General features: G+C 62.5%; 17 protein-coding genes. 13 read left to right on the plus strand and 4 right to left on the minus strand.

All coding sequences use genetic code 11. The features are described from left to right. Positions 1-18: 18 nt before the first annotated feature. Entirely contained in the window at positions 19-900 is an 882-nt protein-coding gene (gene gluQRS, locus LAC81_RS14600) for a tRNA glutamyl-Q(34) synthetase GluQRS (RefSeq protein ID WP_223725374.1), read from the plus strand. On the opposite strand, the gene LAC81_RS14605 is transcribed toward gluQRS, so the two are convergent. Continuing rightward, on the minus strand, positions 889-1,797 hold the full coding sequence (locus LAC81_RS14605) for a YihY/virulence factor BrkB family protein (RefSeq protein WP_223725375.1): 909 nt from the start codon (positions 1,795-1,797) through the stop codon (positions 889-891). The two genes, gluQRS and LAC81_RS14605, sit on opposite strands and share 12 nt — an antisense overlap. Before the next feature lie 177 nt (positions 1,798-1,974). Between LAC81_RS14605 and LAC81_RS14610 the strand changes: the two genes are divergently transcribed. The 8 genes from LAC81_RS14610 (at position 1,975) to LAC81_RS14645 (ending at position 9,073) form a co-directional block, all read left to right on the plus strand. Next, positions 1,975-2,808, plus strand: coding sequence for an SDR family oxidoreductase (locus tag LAC81_RS14610; protein ID WP_223725376.1), 834 nt, complete (start codon positions 1,975-1,977; stop codon positions 2,806-2,808). Between the two features lie 24 nt (positions 2,809-2,832). Beyond that, positions 2,833-3,036: a twin transmembrane helix small protein gene (locus tag LAC81_RS14615; RefSeq protein WP_113541334.1), complete on the plus strand. Its 204-nt coding sequence runs from the start codon at positions 2,833-2,835 to the stop codon at positions 3,034-3,036. Between the two features lie 70 nt (positions 3,037-3,106). After that, positions 3,107-3,685, plus strand: a complete 579-nt coding sequence (locus LAC81_RS14620) for a cob(I)yrinic acid a,c-diamide adenosyltransferase (protein ID WP_223725377.1) — start codon at positions 3,107-3,109, stop codon at positions 3,683-3,685. A gap of 75 nt (positions 3,686-3,760) precedes the next feature. Continuing rightward, positions 3,761-4,552: a rhomboid family intramembrane serine protease gene (locus LAC81_RS14625; protein WP_223725378.1), complete on the plus strand. Its 792-nt coding sequence runs from the start codon at positions 3,761-3,763 to the stop codon at positions 4,550-4,552. A gap of 291 nt (positions 4,553-4,843) precedes the next feature. Beyond that, positions 4,844-5,593, plus strand: a complete 750-nt coding sequence (locus tag LAC81_RS14630) for an electron transfer flavoprotein subunit beta/FixA family protein (RefSeq protein ID WP_223725379.1) — start codon at positions 4,844-4,846, stop codon at positions 5,591-5,593. Between the two features lie 23 nt (positions 5,594-5,616). Then, the gene (locus LAC81_RS14635; RefSeq protein ID WP_223725380.1) at positions 5,617-6,558 is read left to right on the plus strand and encodes an electron transfer flavoprotein subunit alpha/FixB family protein; all 942 of its coding nucleotides are present in this window, start codon (positions 5,617-5,619) and stop codon (positions 6,556-6,558) included. A gap of 152 nt (positions 6,559-6,710) precedes the next feature. Next, positions 6,711-7,583, plus strand: a complete 873-nt coding sequence (locus LAC81_RS14640; RefSeq protein WP_113538733.1) for a 3-hydroxybutyryl-CoA dehydrogenase — start codon at positions 6,711-6,713, stop codon at positions 7,581-7,583. A 134-nt stretch (positions 7,584-7,717) separates the two neighbouring features. Then, a complete protein-coding gene (locus LAC81_RS14645) occupies positions 7,718-9,073 on the plus strand; it encodes a sulfatase-like hydrolase/transferase (protein ID WP_223725381.1) in 1,356 nt (451 codons plus the stop codon). Positions 9,074-9,076: 3 nt separating this feature from the next. Here the strand turns inward: LAC81_RS14645 and tlpA are convergent, their stop codons facing one another. Continuing rightward, positions 9,077-9,736, minus strand: a complete 660-nt coding sequence (gene tlpA, locus LAC81_RS14650) for a thiol:disulfide interchange protein TlpA (protein ID WP_223725382.1) — start codon at positions 9,734-9,736, stop codon at positions 9,077-9,079. 26 nt (positions 9,737-9,762) lie between these two features. Here tlpA and argH point away from each other — a divergent pair, with 26 nt between their 5' ends. From argH to LAC81_RS14670, 4 genes are all read left to right on the plus strand, one after another. Further along, the gene (gene argH / locus LAC81_RS14655; protein WP_223725383.1) at positions 9,763-11,166 is read left to right on the plus strand and encodes an argininosuccinate lyase; all 1,404 of its coding nucleotides are present in this window, start codon (positions 9,763-9,765) and stop codon (positions 11,164-11,166) included. A gap of 109 nt (positions 11,167-11,275) precedes the next feature. Further along, positions 11,276-11,470, plus strand: coding sequence for an LPS translocon maturation chaperone LptM (gene lptM, locus LAC81_RS14660; RefSeq protein ID WP_057254769.1), 195 nt, complete (start codon positions 11,276-11,278; stop codon positions 11,468-11,470). Between the two features lie 117 nt (positions 11,471-11,587). Further along, positions 11,588-12,856 (plus strand): diaminopimelate decarboxylase, encoded by a 1,269-nt coding sequence (gene lysA / locus LAC81_RS14665; RefSeq protein WP_223725384.1) that lies wholly within the window; start codon positions 11,588-11,590, stop codon positions 12,854-12,856. 248 nt (positions 12,857-13,104) lie between these two features. Then, positions 13,105-15,759: a TIGR02302 family protein gene (locus LAC81_RS14670; protein ID WP_223725385.1), complete on the plus strand. Its 2,655-nt coding sequence runs from the start codon at positions 13,105-13,107 to the stop codon at positions 15,757-15,759. A 119-nt stretch (positions 15,760-15,878) separates the two neighbouring features. Here LAC81_RS14670 and LAC81_RS14675 read toward each other — a convergent pair whose 3' ends face one another. Beyond that, positions 15,879-16,238: a response regulator gene (locus LAC81_RS14675; protein WP_057254840.1), complete on the minus strand. Its 360-nt coding sequence runs from the start codon at positions 16,236-16,238 to the stop codon at positions 15,879-15,881. A gap of 222 nt (positions 16,239-16,460) precedes the next feature. Beyond that, positions 16,461-17,006 (minus strand): hypoxanthine phosphoribosyltransferase, encoded by a 546-nt coding sequence (gene hpt / locus LAC81_RS14680; protein WP_223725386.1) that lies wholly within the window; start codon positions 17,004-17,006, stop codon positions 16,461-16,463. Positions 17,007-17,049: the final 43 nt, after the last annotated feature.

Consider the following 17,049-nt stretch of genomic DNA (forward strand, 5'->3'; position numbering starts at 1 on the left):
CCATGGCAAAGGGAAAGGATGCCAGAAACGCCACCCGTTTTCCGTTTTGCCCCCAGCCCGAATGGTCTGCTTCACCTTGGCCACGCGCTCTCCGCGGTGCTCAACCACGACATGGCGAAGTCCGAAAGCGGCCGCTTCCTGCTGCGCATCGAGGATATCGACCAGACCCGCTGCCGCCCCGAATTCGAGGCTGCGATCTACGAGGATCTCGCCTGGCTGGGTCTTGACTGGGAGCGCCCCGTGCGCCGCCAGTCGGCACACCTCGACGCCTACGCCTCAGCGCTTGAACGACTGCACCGGCTCGGCGTGGTCTACCCTTCGGTCATGACTCGCGGCGAGATCAAGGCGGCCGTCGCGCAAGCCGAAGCCGACGGCCGAACCTGGCCGCGCGATCCGGATGGCAGCCCGCTCTATCCCGGCCGCGAGCGCGCCTATTCGATCAACGAGCGAACGGCCTTGCTCGAAGGCGGCAAAGCCTATGCCTGGCGGCTCGACATGCAGAAGGCGATTAGCCTTTACGGCGGCGCCGCTCTCACCTGGAACGAGAGCGGCGCCGGGCCAATGGGCGAAACCGGCACTATCGTGGCCGACCCGGCCGCCTGGGGCGACGTCATCCTTTCGCGCTCCGATGCGCCGTCGAGCTACCATCTGTCCGTTGTCGTCGATGATGCGCTGCAAGGCGTTACTCATGTCGTGCGCGGCCGCGATCTCTACCACGCAACTTCCGCCCACCGGCTGCTCCAGCGGCTTCTCGACCTGCCGGAGCCGCTCTACTATCACCACCGGCTGATCCTTGGGCCGGATGGCCGCAAGCTCTCCAAGAGCAACCAGGACACCGGCATTGCGGCATTCCGCGCCGCCGGTCGCACACCGCAAGAAGTCCGGGCTCTAATCGTCTAGATCCTGCTCGTCGCGAACAGCCTCGCTTCCGTTGCGAAACTGAAAGCTTCGCCGCACCATGCGCTTGACCCGGTATTTCAGGATCGCGGCGTTGATTTCGGCGCCGATGATGAAGATCGCTGCGATCATGTAGAGAAACACGAGCACAATCATGATCGACGCCAGGCCCGCATAGGTCGAGACATAGGTGGCGAAGGTCGCGAGGTAGGAGGCGAAAGCGTAGGCGCCGATCGTCCAGCAGACCAGCGTCAGCACGATCCCGGGCAGAACGTCGATTACCTTGCGGTGGCCATCGGGCAGCCAGAGATGAGACACCAGCAATCCGCTGGTCAGGACGACCAGGGCGAGCGGCAGGCTCCAGTTGTCGACGGTCGCAAGCACCCCGCCAAGCCAGGGAAGCCACTGTCCGGCATAGCGCACGGCCAGCGGTACCGCGACCAGCAGGATGCTGAGCGCCGCCAGGATCAGCACGCCGGCGAGCACGAAGCCAAGGCTCGCGAGCCGGGTCACATACCAGTAGCGGCTCTCGCTGACGCGGTAGGCGCGATTGAGCGAGACGCGCAGCGCCTCCACGCCGTTGGAGGCGAAATAGGCAGCCGCAAGCACCGAAACGGTCAAAAGCCCACCGCGCGGGATCGTCAGCACCCGCACGATCTCGTCGGCGACGGGCTTGGCAATCGATTCGGGCCAAGCGTCGAAAATCAGGTGTACCGCCGTTTCGGCGAACTGGTCTGCCCCGAGGAAGCTGCCGAGCGCCGTGCCGAAGATCAGGAAGGGAAAGACCGCGAGCAGCGACGACAGGGCCACATGGCTTGCCATCGCCCAACCGTCGTCGAGGCTGAAATGCCAGAGCGCATCGAAAATGACTTTCCAGGTGATGCGTATGAACGCTGGCATTCCATTCCAATCCTACAGGGCCCAAAGACCGCGCATTCCCGCGCCGCCGGTGCCGTTTCCTTGGCTACGCACGATCCCAACGGCGACAACGCTGGCGGGTTCCGGCTTGCGCAATTCAATTGTATCCCGCCGATGAATATGGGAAACGGAGGCAGGATTTCTACAGGAATCGATCGGATGACTGATCGCCCCACAATCATTGTCACAGGATGTTCGTCTGGAATCGGCGCCTATTGCGCGCGCGCACTCCATGCCGACGGCTGGCGGGTCTTTGCCACCGTGCGCCGGGAAGAGGACCGTCAACCCCTTGCGGCTGAAGGCATCGAGACCTTCCTGATGGACTATACCAAGCCGGAAACCATCGCCGCCCTGGCCGATACGGTGCTGGCGCTTTCCGGCGGACGCATCGACGCGCTGTTCAACAACGGCGCCTACGGTCAGGCGGGTGCGGTCGAAGACCTGCCAACCGAGGCGCTCAGGCTTCAGCTAGAGACCAACGTCATCGGCTGGCACGATCTGACGCGGCGGGTGATCCCGTCCATGCGGGCGCGCGGCAGCGGCCGCATCGTGCAGTGTTCCTCCATCCTCGGCATCGTTCCCTATCGCTGGCGCGGCGCCTACAACGCCTCCAAGTTTGCGATCGAGGGGCTGTCGCTCACCCTCAAGATGGAACTTGCCGGCAGTGGCATCGAGGTGAGCCTCATCGAACCGGGACCGATCGCCTCCAAGTTCACGACCAATGCAGTCGCCTATATCGAGCGCTTCATCGATCTCAAGAATTCGGTGCACCGCGTCGAATACGAGCGACAGATGCGGCGCCTCAAAGGCGAAAGCAAACCCGCCCCCGGCAAACTCGGCCCGGATGCGGTTTATGCGGTTTTGAAGCACGCGCTGACAGCAAAGAAACCGAAACCGCACTATATTGTAACAAGGCCCGCCAGGCAGGGCGCACTTCTGAAGAAGCTCCTGCCGGCTGCATTGTTTTATCGCATCATCGGCCGACTTGGCTGAAGTAGAATTGCAAGGAAGAGTACGATGTCCAGCTTCTTTACCGGCCTGACCCTGTTCGTCATGGGCTTGGTCGTGATCGTCCTGATCCGCGGCCTCGTGAATATGGCGAAGGGCGGCAGCGGCAATACCTCCAACAAGCTGATGCAGGCGCGCGTGCTGCTGCAGGCGATCGCGATCGTCCTCATCATGGTGACGCTGTGGCTCACCGGCGGCGGTCGCCCGACCTAGTTGGCGCAATTCCGGACGGAAAGCCGTTCTACACCTTTCCTGGAATTGCTCCAGAGGACCGTGACGACAGATGGTGAAGCTCAACAAGATCTACACCCGGACGGGTGACAACGGCACCACCGGGCTTGTTGCCGGTCCGCGCCGCCTCAAGAGCGACCTCCGGGTCGATGCCTATGGCGCGGTGGACGAAACCAACGCCTTCGTCGGCCTGGCACGGCAGCATACGGCCGACATCCCGGGACTCGACGACGCGCTGATGCGGATCCAGAACGATCTCTTCGATCTCGGCGCGGATCTCGCGACACCTGACACGGGCGAACCGCCGCAATACGAACCGCTTCGCATCGTGGCGGCGCAGGTGACCTGGCTCGAAAACGAAATCGACCGGCTGAACGCCGAGCTTGAACCCTTGCGTTCCTTCGTGCTGCCGGCCGGCAGCGCCGCTTCTGCCGCGTTGCATGTTGCGCGCACCGTGGCGCGGCGGGCCGAGCGGCAGATGGTGGCGCTCGCCAATGTCGAAGGCGAGATCGTCAGCACCGAAGCGATCGCCTACATCAACCGCCTCTCCGATCTCCTGTTTGTCGCGGCGCGCTGGGCAAATGACAAAGGTCAAGCCGACGTCCTTTGGATTCCCGGAAAAAACAGATAACGTCGGCTTCAGCGTCGTTGCCCGATCCAGATTCGGGGGGAAGAACGTGCCGCAATTTGCGCTTCGGGAGACCGCATGTTCATACCGCTTCACGATACGAACACCCTGAAGCACATAAAGGTTCAGTATGTCACGATCAGCCTGATCGCCATCAATATCGTCGTCTGGCTGATCACCGGACCGATCGCCTCGGAAGAATTCGCCAACGCCACGATCCTCGGCTTCGGCTACATCCCGGCACTCATCTTCGACTATGCCCAGCTTGATCCGTCTTTGATCATCGTCCCCGACGGCTTCACCTTCGTCACCTATTCTTTCCTGCATGGCGACTTCATGCATCTGGCGATGAACATGCTGTTTCTGTGGGTGTTCGGCGACAACGTCGAAGACGCGCTCGGGCATTTCCGCTACCTCGTCTTCTATCTGCTTTGCGCCGCCGCAGGAGCGCTTGCGCACGGGCTTCTCGACCCGGCCTCCGAAGCGCCGCTGATCGGCGCTTCCGGGGCGATCTCCGGCGTCGTTGCAGCCTACTTCCTCCTGCATCCGAAGGTACGCGTCTGGGTTCTGGTGTTCTTCCGCATCCCCTTGCCCCTGCCCGCTGCCATTCCACTGGCCTTCTGGATCGGCCAGCAATTCTTCATGCTGGTCGTCGATCCCGGCAGCGGCGTTTCCTGGAGCGCCCATGTCGGCGGCATCGTGGCCGGTCTCGTGCTGGTGGTCATTTTGCGACGCCGCGACGTGCCGCTTTTCGACCGGACCATCGTCTCGCCGCGCGCCGTCCGGCACAAGGCGGAACCGGTCACGGCGGGCCATCAACCGCTTGCGGATGCGACAAAACCGCCGATGCCCTGGGGCCGCCAGACCTGAGCGAGCCCCTCAATTTCGCGCGACATCGACGCGGATCAAGCTATTTTTCAAGGACTTGCCTGTCACCAGCTGGGCCTTGACGAACTGAAGCAGAATGACCTCTCGCGCTGCTTGTCATTCCCTAATCTTACGTGTACGTAAACGTAATTCCAATTCTCGGGATTATATCGATTTAGCGCCATGTACAGCGATTGTAATTGGAGAAAAAACGCGTATCGATGTCGCCAACCGACAATCAGGCGGCTCCGTTAAGGCGCATTTTCCTGCGAAAGCTCTTGGAGGAAAGAATCCATGAAAATACTTGTGACGGTGAAGCGGGTCGTTGACTACAACGTCAAGATCCGCGTGAAGGCAGACGGTTCGGGCGTCGAGCTTGCCAACGTGAAGATGTCGATGAACCCGTTCGACGAGATCTCGGTCGAAGAGGCGCTGCGGCTGAAGGAAGCCGGCAAGGCCGAGGAAGTCGTCGTCGTTTCCGTCGGCCCGGCCAAGGCCGAAGAGACGCTGAGAACTGCGCTTGCCATGGGTGCCGACCGCGCCATCCTGGTCGAGACCGAAGACCAGGTCGAGCCGCTCGCCGTTGCCAAGATCGTCAAGGGTGTGGCCGAGGCCGAACAGCCGGGCCTGATCATCGTCGGCAAGCAGGCGATCGACGACGATTCGAACCAGACCGGCCAGATGCTGTCGGCGCTGCTCGGCTGGGCGCAGGGCACCTTTGCCTCCAAGGTCGAGATCGGCGATGGCAAGGCGACCGTGACCCGCGAAGTCGACGGCGGTCTGCAGACGATCGACATCAAGCTGCCGGCAGTCGTCACCACCGACCTGCGCCTGAACGAGCCGCGCTACGCGTCGCTGCCGAACATCATGAAGGCGAAGAAGAAGCCGCTCGACAAGAAGTCGCCGGCCGACTTCGGCGTCGACACGTCAGCCCGCCTCAAGGTGCTGAAGACCGAGGAACCGTCGGGCCGCAAGGCCGGCATCAAGGTCAAGTCGGTCGCCGAGCTCGTCGAAAAGCTCAAGACCGAAGCCGGCGTGCTCTAAGTTCAGCAAAGGGAGATATCATCATGGCCATTCTTCTTCTGGCTGACCACGACAGCAACCACCTTTCCGACCAGACCGCCAAGGCGCTGACCGCTGCCTCCAAGATTGCCAGTGGGACTGGAGCCGACGTGCACATCCTCGTTGCCGGTGCCGGCGCCAAGCAGGCGGCCGAACAGGCCTCCAAGCTTGCGGGCGTCGCCAAGGTTCTCGTTGCCGACGACGCCTCGCTTGCCAACAATCTCGCCGAGCCGCTGGCAGCCCTCATCGTCTCGCTCGCCGGCAACTACGACACGATCGTCGCTGCCGCGACCTCGGTCGGCAAGAACGTGCTGCCGCGCGTCGCAGCCCTGCTCGACGTTGCCCAGGTCTCGGAAATCATCGAGGTCGTCTCTTCCGACACATTCAAACGTCCGATCTATGCCGGCAATGCCATCCAGACGGTGCAGACGACGGAAGCCAAGCGCGTCATCACCGTGCGCACCGCCTCCTTCGCCTCTGCCGCCGAAGGCGGTTCGGCGGCAATCGAAAGCGTTTCGGCCGCGGCCAACCCGGGTGTTTCCTCCTTCGTTGCCGATGCCCTGTCGTCGTCCGATCGTCCGGAACTGACCTCGGCCAAGATCATCATCTCCGGTGGCCGTGCGCTCGGCTCGTCGGAAAAGTTCCAGGAAGTGATCCTGCCGGTGGCCGACAAGCTCGGTGCGGCCGTCGGTGCCTCGCGCGCTGCAGTCGATGCCGGCTACGCCCCGAACGACTGGCAGGTTGGCCAGACCGGCAAGGTGGTCGCCCCCGATCTCTACATCGCCTGCGGCATCTCCGGTGCCATCCAGCACCTGGCTGGCATGAAGGACTCGAAGGTCATCGTCGCGATCAACAAGGACGAAGAGGCACCGATCTTCCAGGTCGCCGACTACGGCCTCGTTGCCGATCTCTTCGAAGCGCTGCCCGAGTTGCAGAAGGCCCTGTAAGCCTTCGCCAATGGCCCTACGCCATGCCCCTGAAAAGGGCTGGCAAAAGGGCGGACTTGGCATTAACAATCTACCGGGCCGGCCAAACCGGCCCGGTTTGCATGTCTGACGGCGGCCTCACCGCCAACCCTTGAAGATGGATGTTCGCTGCGATGATCAAGACTGTCGGAATTATTGGTGCCGGGCAAATGGGCTGTGGCATCGCGCATGTTTCGGCAATCGCCGGATACAAGGTGCAGATCTACGATCTTGCCGCTGACCGGATCGAAGCAGGGCTTGCCACCGTCAACGGCAACCTCGCCCGCCAGGTATCGTCCGGCAAGATGACCGACGAGGCCCGCAAGGCGGCGCTCGCGCTGATCAAGGGCTCATCCGACATCAACGACCTGTCGCAGGCCGACCTGGTGATCGAAGCCGTCACCGAAGACGAGACGATCAAGCGTAAGATCTACGGCCAGGTTTGTCCGATCCTGAAGCCGGAAGCGATCCTCGCAACCAACACCTCTTCCCTGTCGATCACGCGCCTCGCCTCGGCCACTGATCGTCCCGAGCATTTCATGGGCATCCACTTCATGAACCCGGTTCCGGTCATGAAGCTCGTCGAGCTCGTGCGCGGCATCGCCACGGACGAGTCAACCTTCAAGACCGCCAAGGAATTCGTCGCGACGCTCGACAAGACCGTAACGGTCGCAGAAGATTTCCCGGCCTTCATCGTCAACCGCATCCTGCTGCCAATGATCAACGAGGCGATCTATACCCTTTACGAGGGTGTTGGCAGCGTCGAGGCGATCGACACGGCCATGAAGCTGGGCGCCAACCATCCGATGGGCCCGCTGCAGCTTGCCGACTTCATCGGCCTCGACACCTGCCTGTCGATCATGCAGGTGCTCTATGATGGCTTGGCGGACTCCAAGTACCGCCCCTGCCCGCTTCTGGTGAAGTATGTCGAGGCAGGCTGGCTCGGCCGCAAGTCCGGCCGCGGCTTCTACGACTACCGCGGCGAAGTACCAGTTCCGACCCGATAAGTTTGTCCCCGAAAGGCAATTCTATCGCGACGAACTCGTCTCTGAATACACATTCGGACGAAAATGCGCGCGACGATGGTAGTATAATTTAAAGACGATGCCGCTAGGCTCTCCCAACCAGGTGGGGAGAGAGAATGGGTTCGCAAGCCATAGCCGCAAGAGCAGCGCGGTCGATCCCTTCATTGCTGAATGCGAGGGCGTGGCGCTTTGCTCTGATCCTCGGTGTGGCGCCCAATCTGGCGATGCTTCTGGTCTTGCCGTTCTACGTGGCAGCACGACCGCTTTCGCCATTGCTCTACGTGTTTGCGGGTGCACTCGCGCTACGCACGCGGCCTGCGCTGGCTTATTTTCTGTTCCCGCTCGTTGCCGTCGTTGATCTGAGCTTCGTGGCTATGGCGGTATTCCATCTGCCGTTCGGTACTGCGATCCAGTCGATGCGCTACATGGCGTCCCTCGATCTCACCTCATCGGCTTTTTACGTGGTGGTGCTCGGCTTCTTTGTCGCTAACGGCCTTGCAATCGCCGCCGTTGTGAACCGCAATCGGCAGGCTTTGCAAGGTGCAATGGTGCTGCCAGCGATCCTGGTTGCAATCGGCGTGGCGTCATTTGAGCGCCAAATCAATCGCCCTTTCCTCAAGCAGCCTGCTCAATCATTCGAAAGCGCCCTTACAATCAACGGCGTCACCTCCGCAGCCGTTGCGGACGGGGGGCGAAACATGCTGTTCGTCATGGTGGAGGGTCTTGGTGCACTGTCCGACCCTGCGCATGCCGCAATTCTCTCACAGCGCCTCCAACCGGCCCTCGATACCGGGCGCTACGCGCTTTCAAGCGGCCTCAGCAATTTCGAGGGCTCGACGACCGGGGCGGAATCTCGCGAACTCTGCGGGAAATGGGGCGACCACAGGGATTATCTGGACCAGGTCGCCTACGACTGCTTCCCCGCGGCGATGGCCGATCGTGGCTACCGCACCATTTCCTATCACGGCTTTTCGCAACAGATGTTCGAGCGGGAGACGTGGTATCCACGAATTGGCTTTCAGGAAACGCACTTCCTCGAAAGTCTGGTAGCCGCCGATGATCGGTTTCGCCGGCGCTGCGGTAGCGTTTTTGCCGGTCTGTGCGACAAAGACGTCGCCGACGCCGTCCACGACCGGCTGTTGAAACAACCGACCGAACGGAAATTTCTGTACTGGCTGACACTGAATTCCCACATCCCCTACGTGCGCAAGCAGGGAGGCGATCTGAAGTGTGGCAGTGACGCAGCGACGATAAAGAACACGCAAGTGTGCGAGTTGACCGAGTTGTGGGCCGACGTCTTTGACAGCGTTGCGACGATTGCCAAAGACCCGACCTTGCCGCCGACTGACATTTTCATCGTCGGCGACCATACGACACCGCTATGGAGCCGCGCCGCGGCAGGGCATTTCACGCCCCACAAGGTTCAGTGGTATCTGTTGCGCGACAATCGCGACGTACCCGTCAGAGGGTGAACCCTACCCTCTGACGGCAGCCGTGATCAGCGCCTTGGCATCGTCGCTGTCCCAGGCGGCCGGGCCGTTCATCGAGCCGATGAGGCAGCCCTTGTCGTCGAGCAGCAGCGTTGCCGGCAGGCCGAAGGCAAGGCCTTCCTTCTTCATGTTGTTGAACACGCCCATGGAGGCGTCACGGTAGTAGCCAAGGTCGTGAACGGCGGTCTCGTCGAGAAACGCCTTCGGCTTCTCATCGTCGCCGACATCGATATTGATTGCTACGACCTCGAACTTGTCGCTGCCGAGCGACTTCTGCAGCGCGTTCAGCGCCGGCATTTCCTCGCGGCAGGGCACGCACCAGGTGGCCCAGAGATTGACGAGCAGGGTCTTGCCGGCAAAGGCGGAGACATTGGTCGGCTTGCCGTCGGGACCGTTGAAGTCGAGCGCGATCGGCCGCGGCGTTGACGCCGGCGACATTGCGGCGACATGTCCCTTCATGAACGGCGTCAGGGACGCGACCTTGGCCGATGTCAGCGGGCAGCTGGCATTCGCCGTTTCGGTTCCCTCGCCATTGCCAGACCCGGTCTCCTTCACGTATACCGCTGCCGCACCGACGATCACGCCAAACAGGGCGGCGAGCGCGAACAGTTTCACGGCCGGGGGGGATTTCTTCTGGTCGGGCATTTCATTCTCCAAGGCGGGCATTCTTCATGGCTGACGGCAATTCCGAGACGAAATCCTCCAACCAAATGTGGGGCGGTCGCTTTGCCTCGGGTCCGGACGCGATCATGGAGGAGATAAATGCCTCGATCGGCTTCGACAAGAAGCTCTATGCCCAGGACATCCGCGGCTCAATAGCGCATGCGACCATGCTGGCGCATCAAGGCATCATTTCTTCTGAAGACAAAGACAAGATCGTTCACGGCCTCAACACGATCCTGTCAGAGATCGAAAGCGGCCAGTTCGAATTCTCGCGCCGCCTCGAAGACATCCACATGAACATCGAGGCGCGGCTTGCAACGCTGATCGGCCCCGCCGCCGGACGCCTGCATACCGCCCGCTCGCGCAACGACCAGGTGGCGCTCGATTTCCGCCTCTGGGTCAAGGAAGAGCTGCAGCGGACCGAGAAGGCGCTGACGGCGCTCATCGCCGCCTTCCTCGACCGCGCCGAGGAGCATGCCGATACCGTCATGCCGGGCTTTACGCACCTGCAGACGGCACAGCCCGTCACCTTCGGCCATCACTGCATGGCCTATGTCGAGATGTTTGGCCGCGACCGCTCGCGCGTACGCCACGCCATCGAGCACATGGACGAAAGCCCGATCGGTGCTGCGGCACTTGCCGGCACCGGTTTCCCCATCGACCGGCACATGACGGCCAAGGCGCTCGGCTTTGCCGGCCCGACCCGCAACTCGATCGACACCGTGTCGGACCGCGATTTCGCGCTTGAATTCCTGTCGATGGCATCGATCACGGCCACGCACCTGTCGCGCCTCGCGGAAGAGATCGTCATCTGGTCGACGCCGCAATTCGGCTTCATCCGATTGTCGGATGCGTTCTCGACCGGCTCCTCGATCATGCCGCAGAAGAAGAACCCCGATGCCGCCGAACTGGTGCGCGCCAAGACCGGCCGCATCAACGGTTCGTTGATCGCGCTGCTCACGGTCATGAAGGGCCTGCCGCTCGCCTATTCCAAGGACATGCAGGAAGACAAGGAACAGGTCTTCGACGCTGCGGAGAGCCTTGAGCTGGCGATTGCCGCCATGACCGGCATGGTGCGGGACATGACTGTTCGCACCGACCGCATGAAGGCGGCTGCCGGCTCCGGCTATTCGACTGCGACCGATCTTGCCGACTGGCTGGTGCGTGAGGCAGGCCTGCCGTTCCGCGACGCCCACCACGTCACCGGCCGCGCCGTCGCGCTTGCCGAACAGAAGACCTGCGACCTCGCGGATCTCTCGCTTGCCGATCTGCAGTCGATCCATGCCGACATCACCGACAAGGTCTTCGACGTCCTGACGGTCGAGGCATCGGTTGCCAGCCGCACCTCCTTCGGCGGCACGGCCCCCAACGAGGTCCGCAAGCAGATCGCCTGGTGGCGCGCCCGCAACTAAGGGACGGGTGAAGGTGTGGGCGGCCTCCGCCCGCAAATTCAGGGTGCACAAGCGCCTGAAAAATCGATAAGACATCGCACCAGCATCAGTCCCGCGAAGGAAAATAACGATGACATTCACGAAGGCGGCCCGGCTTGCGCTCCTGCTGGCGATCCCCGGGCTGGTTCTTGTCGGTTGCGGACGCAAGGGCGATCTCGACCGTCCCGGTTCGACGGCGCCGATCAACACCAAGGCGCCCGCCGGAACCGTGGAGCAAAAGGAAAAACCGGACGACCGTCCCTTCCTGCTCGATCCCCTCCTTTAGATCCCTTCATCGTTTCCCGCGAAGCACTGACTTGATCTAACTCTTTGAAAATTTGCAGTTCCGAACGGAAAATTGCTATAAACTTTCCTGGAATTGCGCAAAGCCGAGCTGCAGCCCGTGAACCATTTCCAGTACCGCGACGGAATCCTCTACGCTGAAGACGTGCCGGTCACCGACATCGCGCGCGCCGTCGGCACACCTTTCTATTGCTACTCGACCGCCACGCTCGAGCGCCATTACACGGTCTTTTCCAAGGCCTTCGCCGATGTCGACGCGATGGTTTGCTATGCGATGAAGGCCAATTCCAACCAGGCGGTGCTGAAGACGCTCGGCCGCCTCGGCGCGGGCGTCGACGTCGTCTCGGGCGGCGAACTCCGCCGTGCGCTTGCAGCCGGCATTCCCGCAAGCCGGATCATGTTTTCCGGCGTCGGCAAGACACCGCACGAAATGGACCTGGCGCTGGACGCCGGCATCTATTGCTTCAACGTCGAATCCGAGCCGGAACTCGAGGTGCTGAACCAGCGGGCCGTGCGCGCCGGCAAGCGCGCCCATGTGTCCTTCCGCATCAACCCTGACGTCGATGCGAAGACCCATTCCAAGATCTCGACGGGCAAGAAGGAAAACAAGTTCGGCATTTCCTGGGAGCGCGCTCGCGCCGTCTATGCTCATGCGGCCAGCCTGCCGGGTATCCAGGTGACCGGTATCGACATGCATATCGGCAGCCAGATCACCGAACTGCAGCCCTTCGACGACGCCTTCAAGCTGCTGCGCGAACTGGTCGACACGCTGCGCTCCGACGGCCACTCGATCGACCATGTCGATATCGGCGGGGGCCTGGGAATTCCCTACAAGGACGACAACAACCCGCCGCCCCTGCCGGATGCCTACGCGGAAATCGTCAAGAGCCAGCTGCAGTCGCTTGGCTGCAAGATCGTCACCGAGCCGGGCCGGCTGATCGTCGGCAATGCCGGCATCCTCGTGACCGAAGTGCTCTACGTGAAGGATGGCGGCGACAAGACCTTCGTCATCGTCGACGGTGCGATGAACGACCTGATCCGTCCGACGCTGTACGAGGCCTATCACGAGATCCGCCCCGTTCGCATCTCCGCCGCCAACGCTCCGCGCATCCGCGCCGACGTCGTCGGCCCGGTCTGCGAAACCGGCGACTACCTCGCGCTCGACCGCGAGATGGCCATGCCGAAGCCGGGCGATCTCTTCGCCGTCAGCTCGGCCGGCGCCTACGGCGCCGTACAGGCCAGCACCTACAATTCCCGCCTGCTGATCCCCGAAGTTCTGGTCAAGGGCGACCGCTTCCACGTGATCCGCCCGCGCCAGGACCATGACGCGCTGATCGGCCTCGATTCGGTGCCGGACTGGCTCGCCTGAGCCAGCCGGCATGAACGACGACAATCTGTGGATCGGCCATCCGGGCGATCACGATTCTGTTTGCGCCCTCGTCTTCGCCACAAACGATGGTATCCTGAAAGCTCAAGCAGCGACCTATGCGCGTCCGACAAGATGCGCAGCGCTGGAGGTGACAAGAGAAAGTGTGCGCCGCTTTCGGGGGACATCTCGCTTTACTATATTGAGGTCAGCCACGTGCGTGATGGGCGACCGAAAGGAAACTTGGGCGGATGACGCAATTCCGGCAGGATGAAACGCCACAACCGAAGCCGTTTTCGAGAACCCTGGCACTGAAGAGATGGCTGGCGCGCTCGGTGCTGGTCGCCGAGCAGCTTCTGCCACGCATCCTGCTTCCCGGCTCCATCGTCCTCCTGTTTCTGGCCTTCGCTTGGCTCGGCTTCTTCCGTGTGGCGCCGTTCTGGCTGCATGCTGCGGCCCTCTTTGCCTTCGCCATCGGCTTCCTCGCATCCCTCGTGCCGCTCGCGCAGATTCGTTTGCCCGGCACCGTGGACGCAGACCGCATGCTGGAGGAGCGCAACGCCCTGCCCCACCAGGCGATCCGCGTCCAGGACGATCGTCCGGCCACAGACAGCCCCTTGAGCGAAGCGCTGTGGCGCGAACACCAGACCCGCATGGCGCGGATGATCGGCGCCCTCGATACCGGGCTTCCGCGTCCCGATATCGCCCGGCACGATCCTTATGCCCTGCGCGCCGTGCCTGTGCTTCTCGCCTGTGTCGCCTTCGCCTATTCCTATTCCAACCGTGCCGGCCTCCTCAGCGACGCGTTACGCCTGCCACAGGCTTCTGTCGAAACGGCTGACATACGCATCGATGCCTGGGTGACGCCGCCGGCCTATACCGGCCGCGCGCCGATCTTCCTCACCGGCAAGCCCGAGACGGCATCGGCGACAGAAGACACCGGAGCCATCACCATCCCGCAATTCAGCGACCTGACGGTCCGGGTCACCGGCGCTGGGCCGGACCAGATCGTTCGCTTCGCGGAAAACGGCGCGGCCGAGGCAGTCGCCATTCCAGCGACCGGCCAGAAGCCTGAGGAAACGCAGACCAGGCCGAAGGTGGGCGACGCCGGTCCGAAGGTTGCCGAAATGGTTGCAACGGAGCCGGCGCACAATCCGAATGCCGTGCGCAACCACGTCTACAAGATCGTCAAGGACGGCGAACTCGTCGTCGGCGATCGGCGCTGGGCGTTCAAGATCATTCCGGACGGCGTGCCGCAGATCTCCTTCGACGGCATTCCTCGTCCCACCGTCAACGCGGCGCTGGAGATCACCTTCGCCGCGACAGACGATTATGGCATCGCCCAGGCCTGGGCCGAGATCAAACCGATCGAGGAAGCCCCTGAGGGCGCTCGTCCACTTTATCCGCTGCCGGAATATCGGCTCGACCTGCCGCGACGCAACGCGCGCGAGGCCAAGGGCACGACCAGCCGGAACCTCAGCGAGCATCCGCTATCCGGCAAGCGCGTGCAGATTACCCTGGTTGCCCGCGACGCCGCGGGCCAGGAGGGCCGCAGCCCGCCGCACGAGATGATCCTGCCTGCCCGGCAGTTCATACAGCCGCTCGCCGGTGCGGTGGCGGAACAGCGCCAGGTCTTCGCGCTCAATGCCAACGACCTGCGGCGCGCCATCGACCTCAACGATGCCGTGACCTCCCTTGCCGAGGACTGGATCCCAAACCTTACGCATTTCCTGCTGTTGAAGTCGGCGCGTACGCGCATGGCGCTTGCCTACAACGACGACATGCTGCGTGACGCCGCCGGATACCTCTGGGAGATCGCACTCGGTATCGAGGATGGCGACCTCTCACTCGCCGAACGGCGCCTGCGCGACGCGCAGCAAGCGCTCTCGGACGCCCTGGAGCGCAACGCATCCGATCAGGAAATCGCCAAGCTGATGCAGGAACTGCGCCAGGCAATGCAGGAATACATGCAGGCTCTCGCCCAGCAGGCGGCAAAAGACCCGCGCATGGCCGGAAAGATGAACCCGAACAACATGCTGCGCCAGCAGGACCTCGAGAGGATGATGAACCAGATCGAGAACCTGGCGCGTTCCGGCGCGCGCGATCAGGCGCGCCAGATGCTTTCGGAACTGCAGCGCATGATGAACAATCTGCAGGCCGGTCGCGGCCAACAGCAGATGGGCCAGCAGAACGATGCCGCGAGCCAGCAGATCGAAAAGCTCGGAAAATTGCTGCAGGATCAACAGAAGCTCATGGACGAGACCTTCAAGCTCGACCAGGCGCAGCGCGACCGAATGCAGCGCGGCGACCCGCTGCAGGGCGAGGACAACGAGCTCTTCGGTCAGGAGATGCCGCAGGATCCGGGGCAGCAAGGCGATCCGAATGGCCAGCCCAACCCGCTCGACGACATGACCGCCGAACAGCTCAAGGATGCGCTCAAGCAGCTGAAGCAGCAGCAGGACGCACTTGGCAAGCAGCTCGGTGAACTCAACAAGAGCCTGGAAAACATGGGCATCAAGCCGGGCAAGGGCTTCGGCGAGGCCCAGCGCGAAATGGATGGCGCCTCCGGCGCGCTTGGCAAGGGCCAGGGCGAACAGGCGGTCGGCAACCAGGGCCGCGCGCTACAGGCGCTGCGCCAGGGCGCCCAGGACATGATGAACCAGATGCAGAGCCAGGGTCAGGGCCCCGGCATGGGCGTCCCGCAATTCGGCCAGAACGACCGCGACCCGCTCGGCCGGCCCCAGAACAACCGCGGTCCGGAATTTGGCGATCACGTCAAGGTGCCTGAGGAGTTCGACACGCAACGCGCCCGTCAGATCCTCGAAGAAATCCGCCGCCGGCTCGGAGACAATCTGTCGCCTGAGGTTGAGCGCCAATATCTCGAGCGCCTGCTCGACATGCAATGAGCCCCGACGCAGCTTCGCGCCAGTCGATCTGATACGTCAGTGCCAAAGGGCCACGGCGTCGCGGCGTGTGGCCTGACGCACGCGACCTTGGCAACAATCAGTCTTCGGATTGGGGGGCGTCAGGCGGCGAGCGCCAGCGCAACGGCCTTGCGGATATCGGGAAGGGAAAAGGGCTTGGAGATGACGTCGACGATCTTGTCGGCCAGATCGTCGGCGCGTTCGCGCTGTTCGGCATAGCCGGTCATCAGCAGAATCTTCATTGCCGGAAAAGCGGCCGACGCCTGGTGCGTCAGTTCGATCCCGTCCATCACCGGCATGCGAATATCGGAAAGCAGAAGATCGAAAGCCTCGCTCTGCAGGCAGGCAAGGCCGTCGGCACCGTCGCCCGCCTCGACCGTCTCATGGCCGTCGAGCTTCAGTGCCCGCGCGACGAAGGAACGCAACGCGTCCTCGTCCTCGGTAATCAGGATCTTCGCCATCATGGCCTCCGCGTTTCCGAGGCGCGGCTTTACGCCGGCGCCCGCACCTGATCCAAAAGGTTACAGCGGGCGTCGGTCATCGACCGGACACGACGGCGCTGCAGCACCACGAATCCGATAGGGAATCACCACGCGGTGCATCCCCAACCAACCAGTTTTTCGTTTGTGTTCGGTAAACGCGGAGCGACCGGATTTCAGGGTCGACGTCCCGTTTTGGCACACTTACTCGGCGTCACCCGTGACGACACCCACGAAAGGCAGCTCGCGGAAGGCGTAGGCCACGTCCATGCCGTAGCCGACGACGAAATGATCGGGGCACTCAAAACCGACATAATCGGCCTCGAGTTCGACCCGGCGCTTGACCCGCTTGTCGAGCAGCACGGCGATCGTCACGTTACGGGCGCCACGCTCGTACATCAACTCCTTGGCGAAACGCAGCGTCCGGCCGGATTCGAGAATGTCGTCGATCAGAAGCACGTCGCGTCCATGCACGTCGCTGTCAATATCCTTGGTGATCTTGACGCCCTGCGAGACGGTGCCGGTGCCGTAGCTCGACAGAGTGATGAACTCGACTTCCGGCGCAAGGCCGGCCGAATGCATGGCGCGGATCAGGTCGGCGGCGAAGATGAACGACCCCTTGAGCACCGCGATTACCAGCAGATCCTTGTGCGGACCGTTGACGATCATCCCGGCCAGCTCGCTGTTGCGCGCGGCAATCGTTTCGGCCGTGTAGAGAGGTTCGATATTCTTACCGCGAACGACGGGCATCAAGGCTTCTCCAGCGTTTCATCCGGAAGACCGAAGCCTTCCC

It is taken from the genome of Ensifer adhaerens (assembly GCF_020035535.1).
Classification (GTDB): domain Bacteria; phylum Pseudomonadota; class Alphaproteobacteria; order Rhizobiales; family Rhizobiaceae; genus Ensifer.

Coding starts and splice junctions, on each gene's coding strand:
- LAC81_RS14605 (WP_223725375.1), bottom strand. CDS start 1,797: ATGCCAGCGTTCATACGCATCACCTGGAAAGTCATTTTCGATGCGCTC.
- LAC81_RS14610 (WP_223725376.1), top strand. CDS start 1,975: ATGACTGATCGCCCCACAATCATTGTCACAGGATGTTCGTCTGGAATC.
- LAC81_RS14640 (WP_113538733.1), top strand. CDS start 6,711: ATGATCAAGACTGTCGGAATTATTGGTGCCGGGCAAATGGGCTGTGGC.
- tlpA (WP_223725382.1), bottom strand. CDS start 9,736: ATGCCCGACCAGAAGAAATCCCCCCCGGCCGTGAAACTGTTCGCGCTC.
- LAC81_RS14625 (WP_223725378.1), top strand. CDS start 3,761: ATGTTCATACCGCTTCACGATACGAACACCCTGAAGCACATAAAGGTT.
- gluQRS (WP_223725374.1), top strand. CDS start 19: ATGCCAGAAACGCCACCCGTTTTCCGTTTTGCCCCCAGCCCGAATGGT.
- LAC81_RS14675 (WP_057254840.1), bottom strand. CDS start 16,238: ATGGCGAAGATCCTGATTACCGAGGACGAGGACGCGTTGCGTTCCTTC.
- lptM (WP_057254769.1), top strand. CDS start 11,276: ATGACATTCACGAAGGCGGCCCGGCTTGCGCTCCTGCTGGCGATCCCC.
- LAC81_RS14620 (WP_223725377.1), top strand. CDS start 3,107: ATGGTGAAGCTCAACAAGATCTACACCCGGACGGGTGACAACGGCACC.
- LAC81_RS14615 (WP_113541334.1), top strand. CDS start 2,833: ATGTCCAGCTTCTTTACCGGCCTGACCCTGTTCGTCATGGGCTTGGTC.
- LAC81_RS14645 (WP_223725381.1), top strand. CDS start 7,718: ATGGGTTCGCAAGCCATAGCCGCAAGAGCAGCGCGGTCGATCCCTTCA.
- LAC81_RS14635 (WP_223725380.1), top strand. CDS start 5,617: ATGGCCATTCTTCTTCTGGCTGACCACGACAGCAACCACCTTTCCGAC.
- hpt (WP_223725386.1), bottom strand. CDS start 17,006: ATGCCCGTCGTTCGCGGTAAGAATATCGAACCTCTCTACACGGCCGAA.
- LAC81_RS14630 (WP_223725379.1), top strand. CDS start 4,844: ATGAAAATACTTGTGACGGTGAAGCGGGTCGTTGACTACAACGTCAAG.
- argH (WP_223725383.1), top strand. CDS start 9,763: ATGGCTGACGGCAATTCCGAGACGAAATCCTCCAACCAAATGTGGGGC.
- LAC81_RS14670 (WP_223725385.1), top strand. CDS start 13,105: ATGACGCAATTCCGGCAGGATGAAACGCCACAACCGAAGCCGTTTTCG.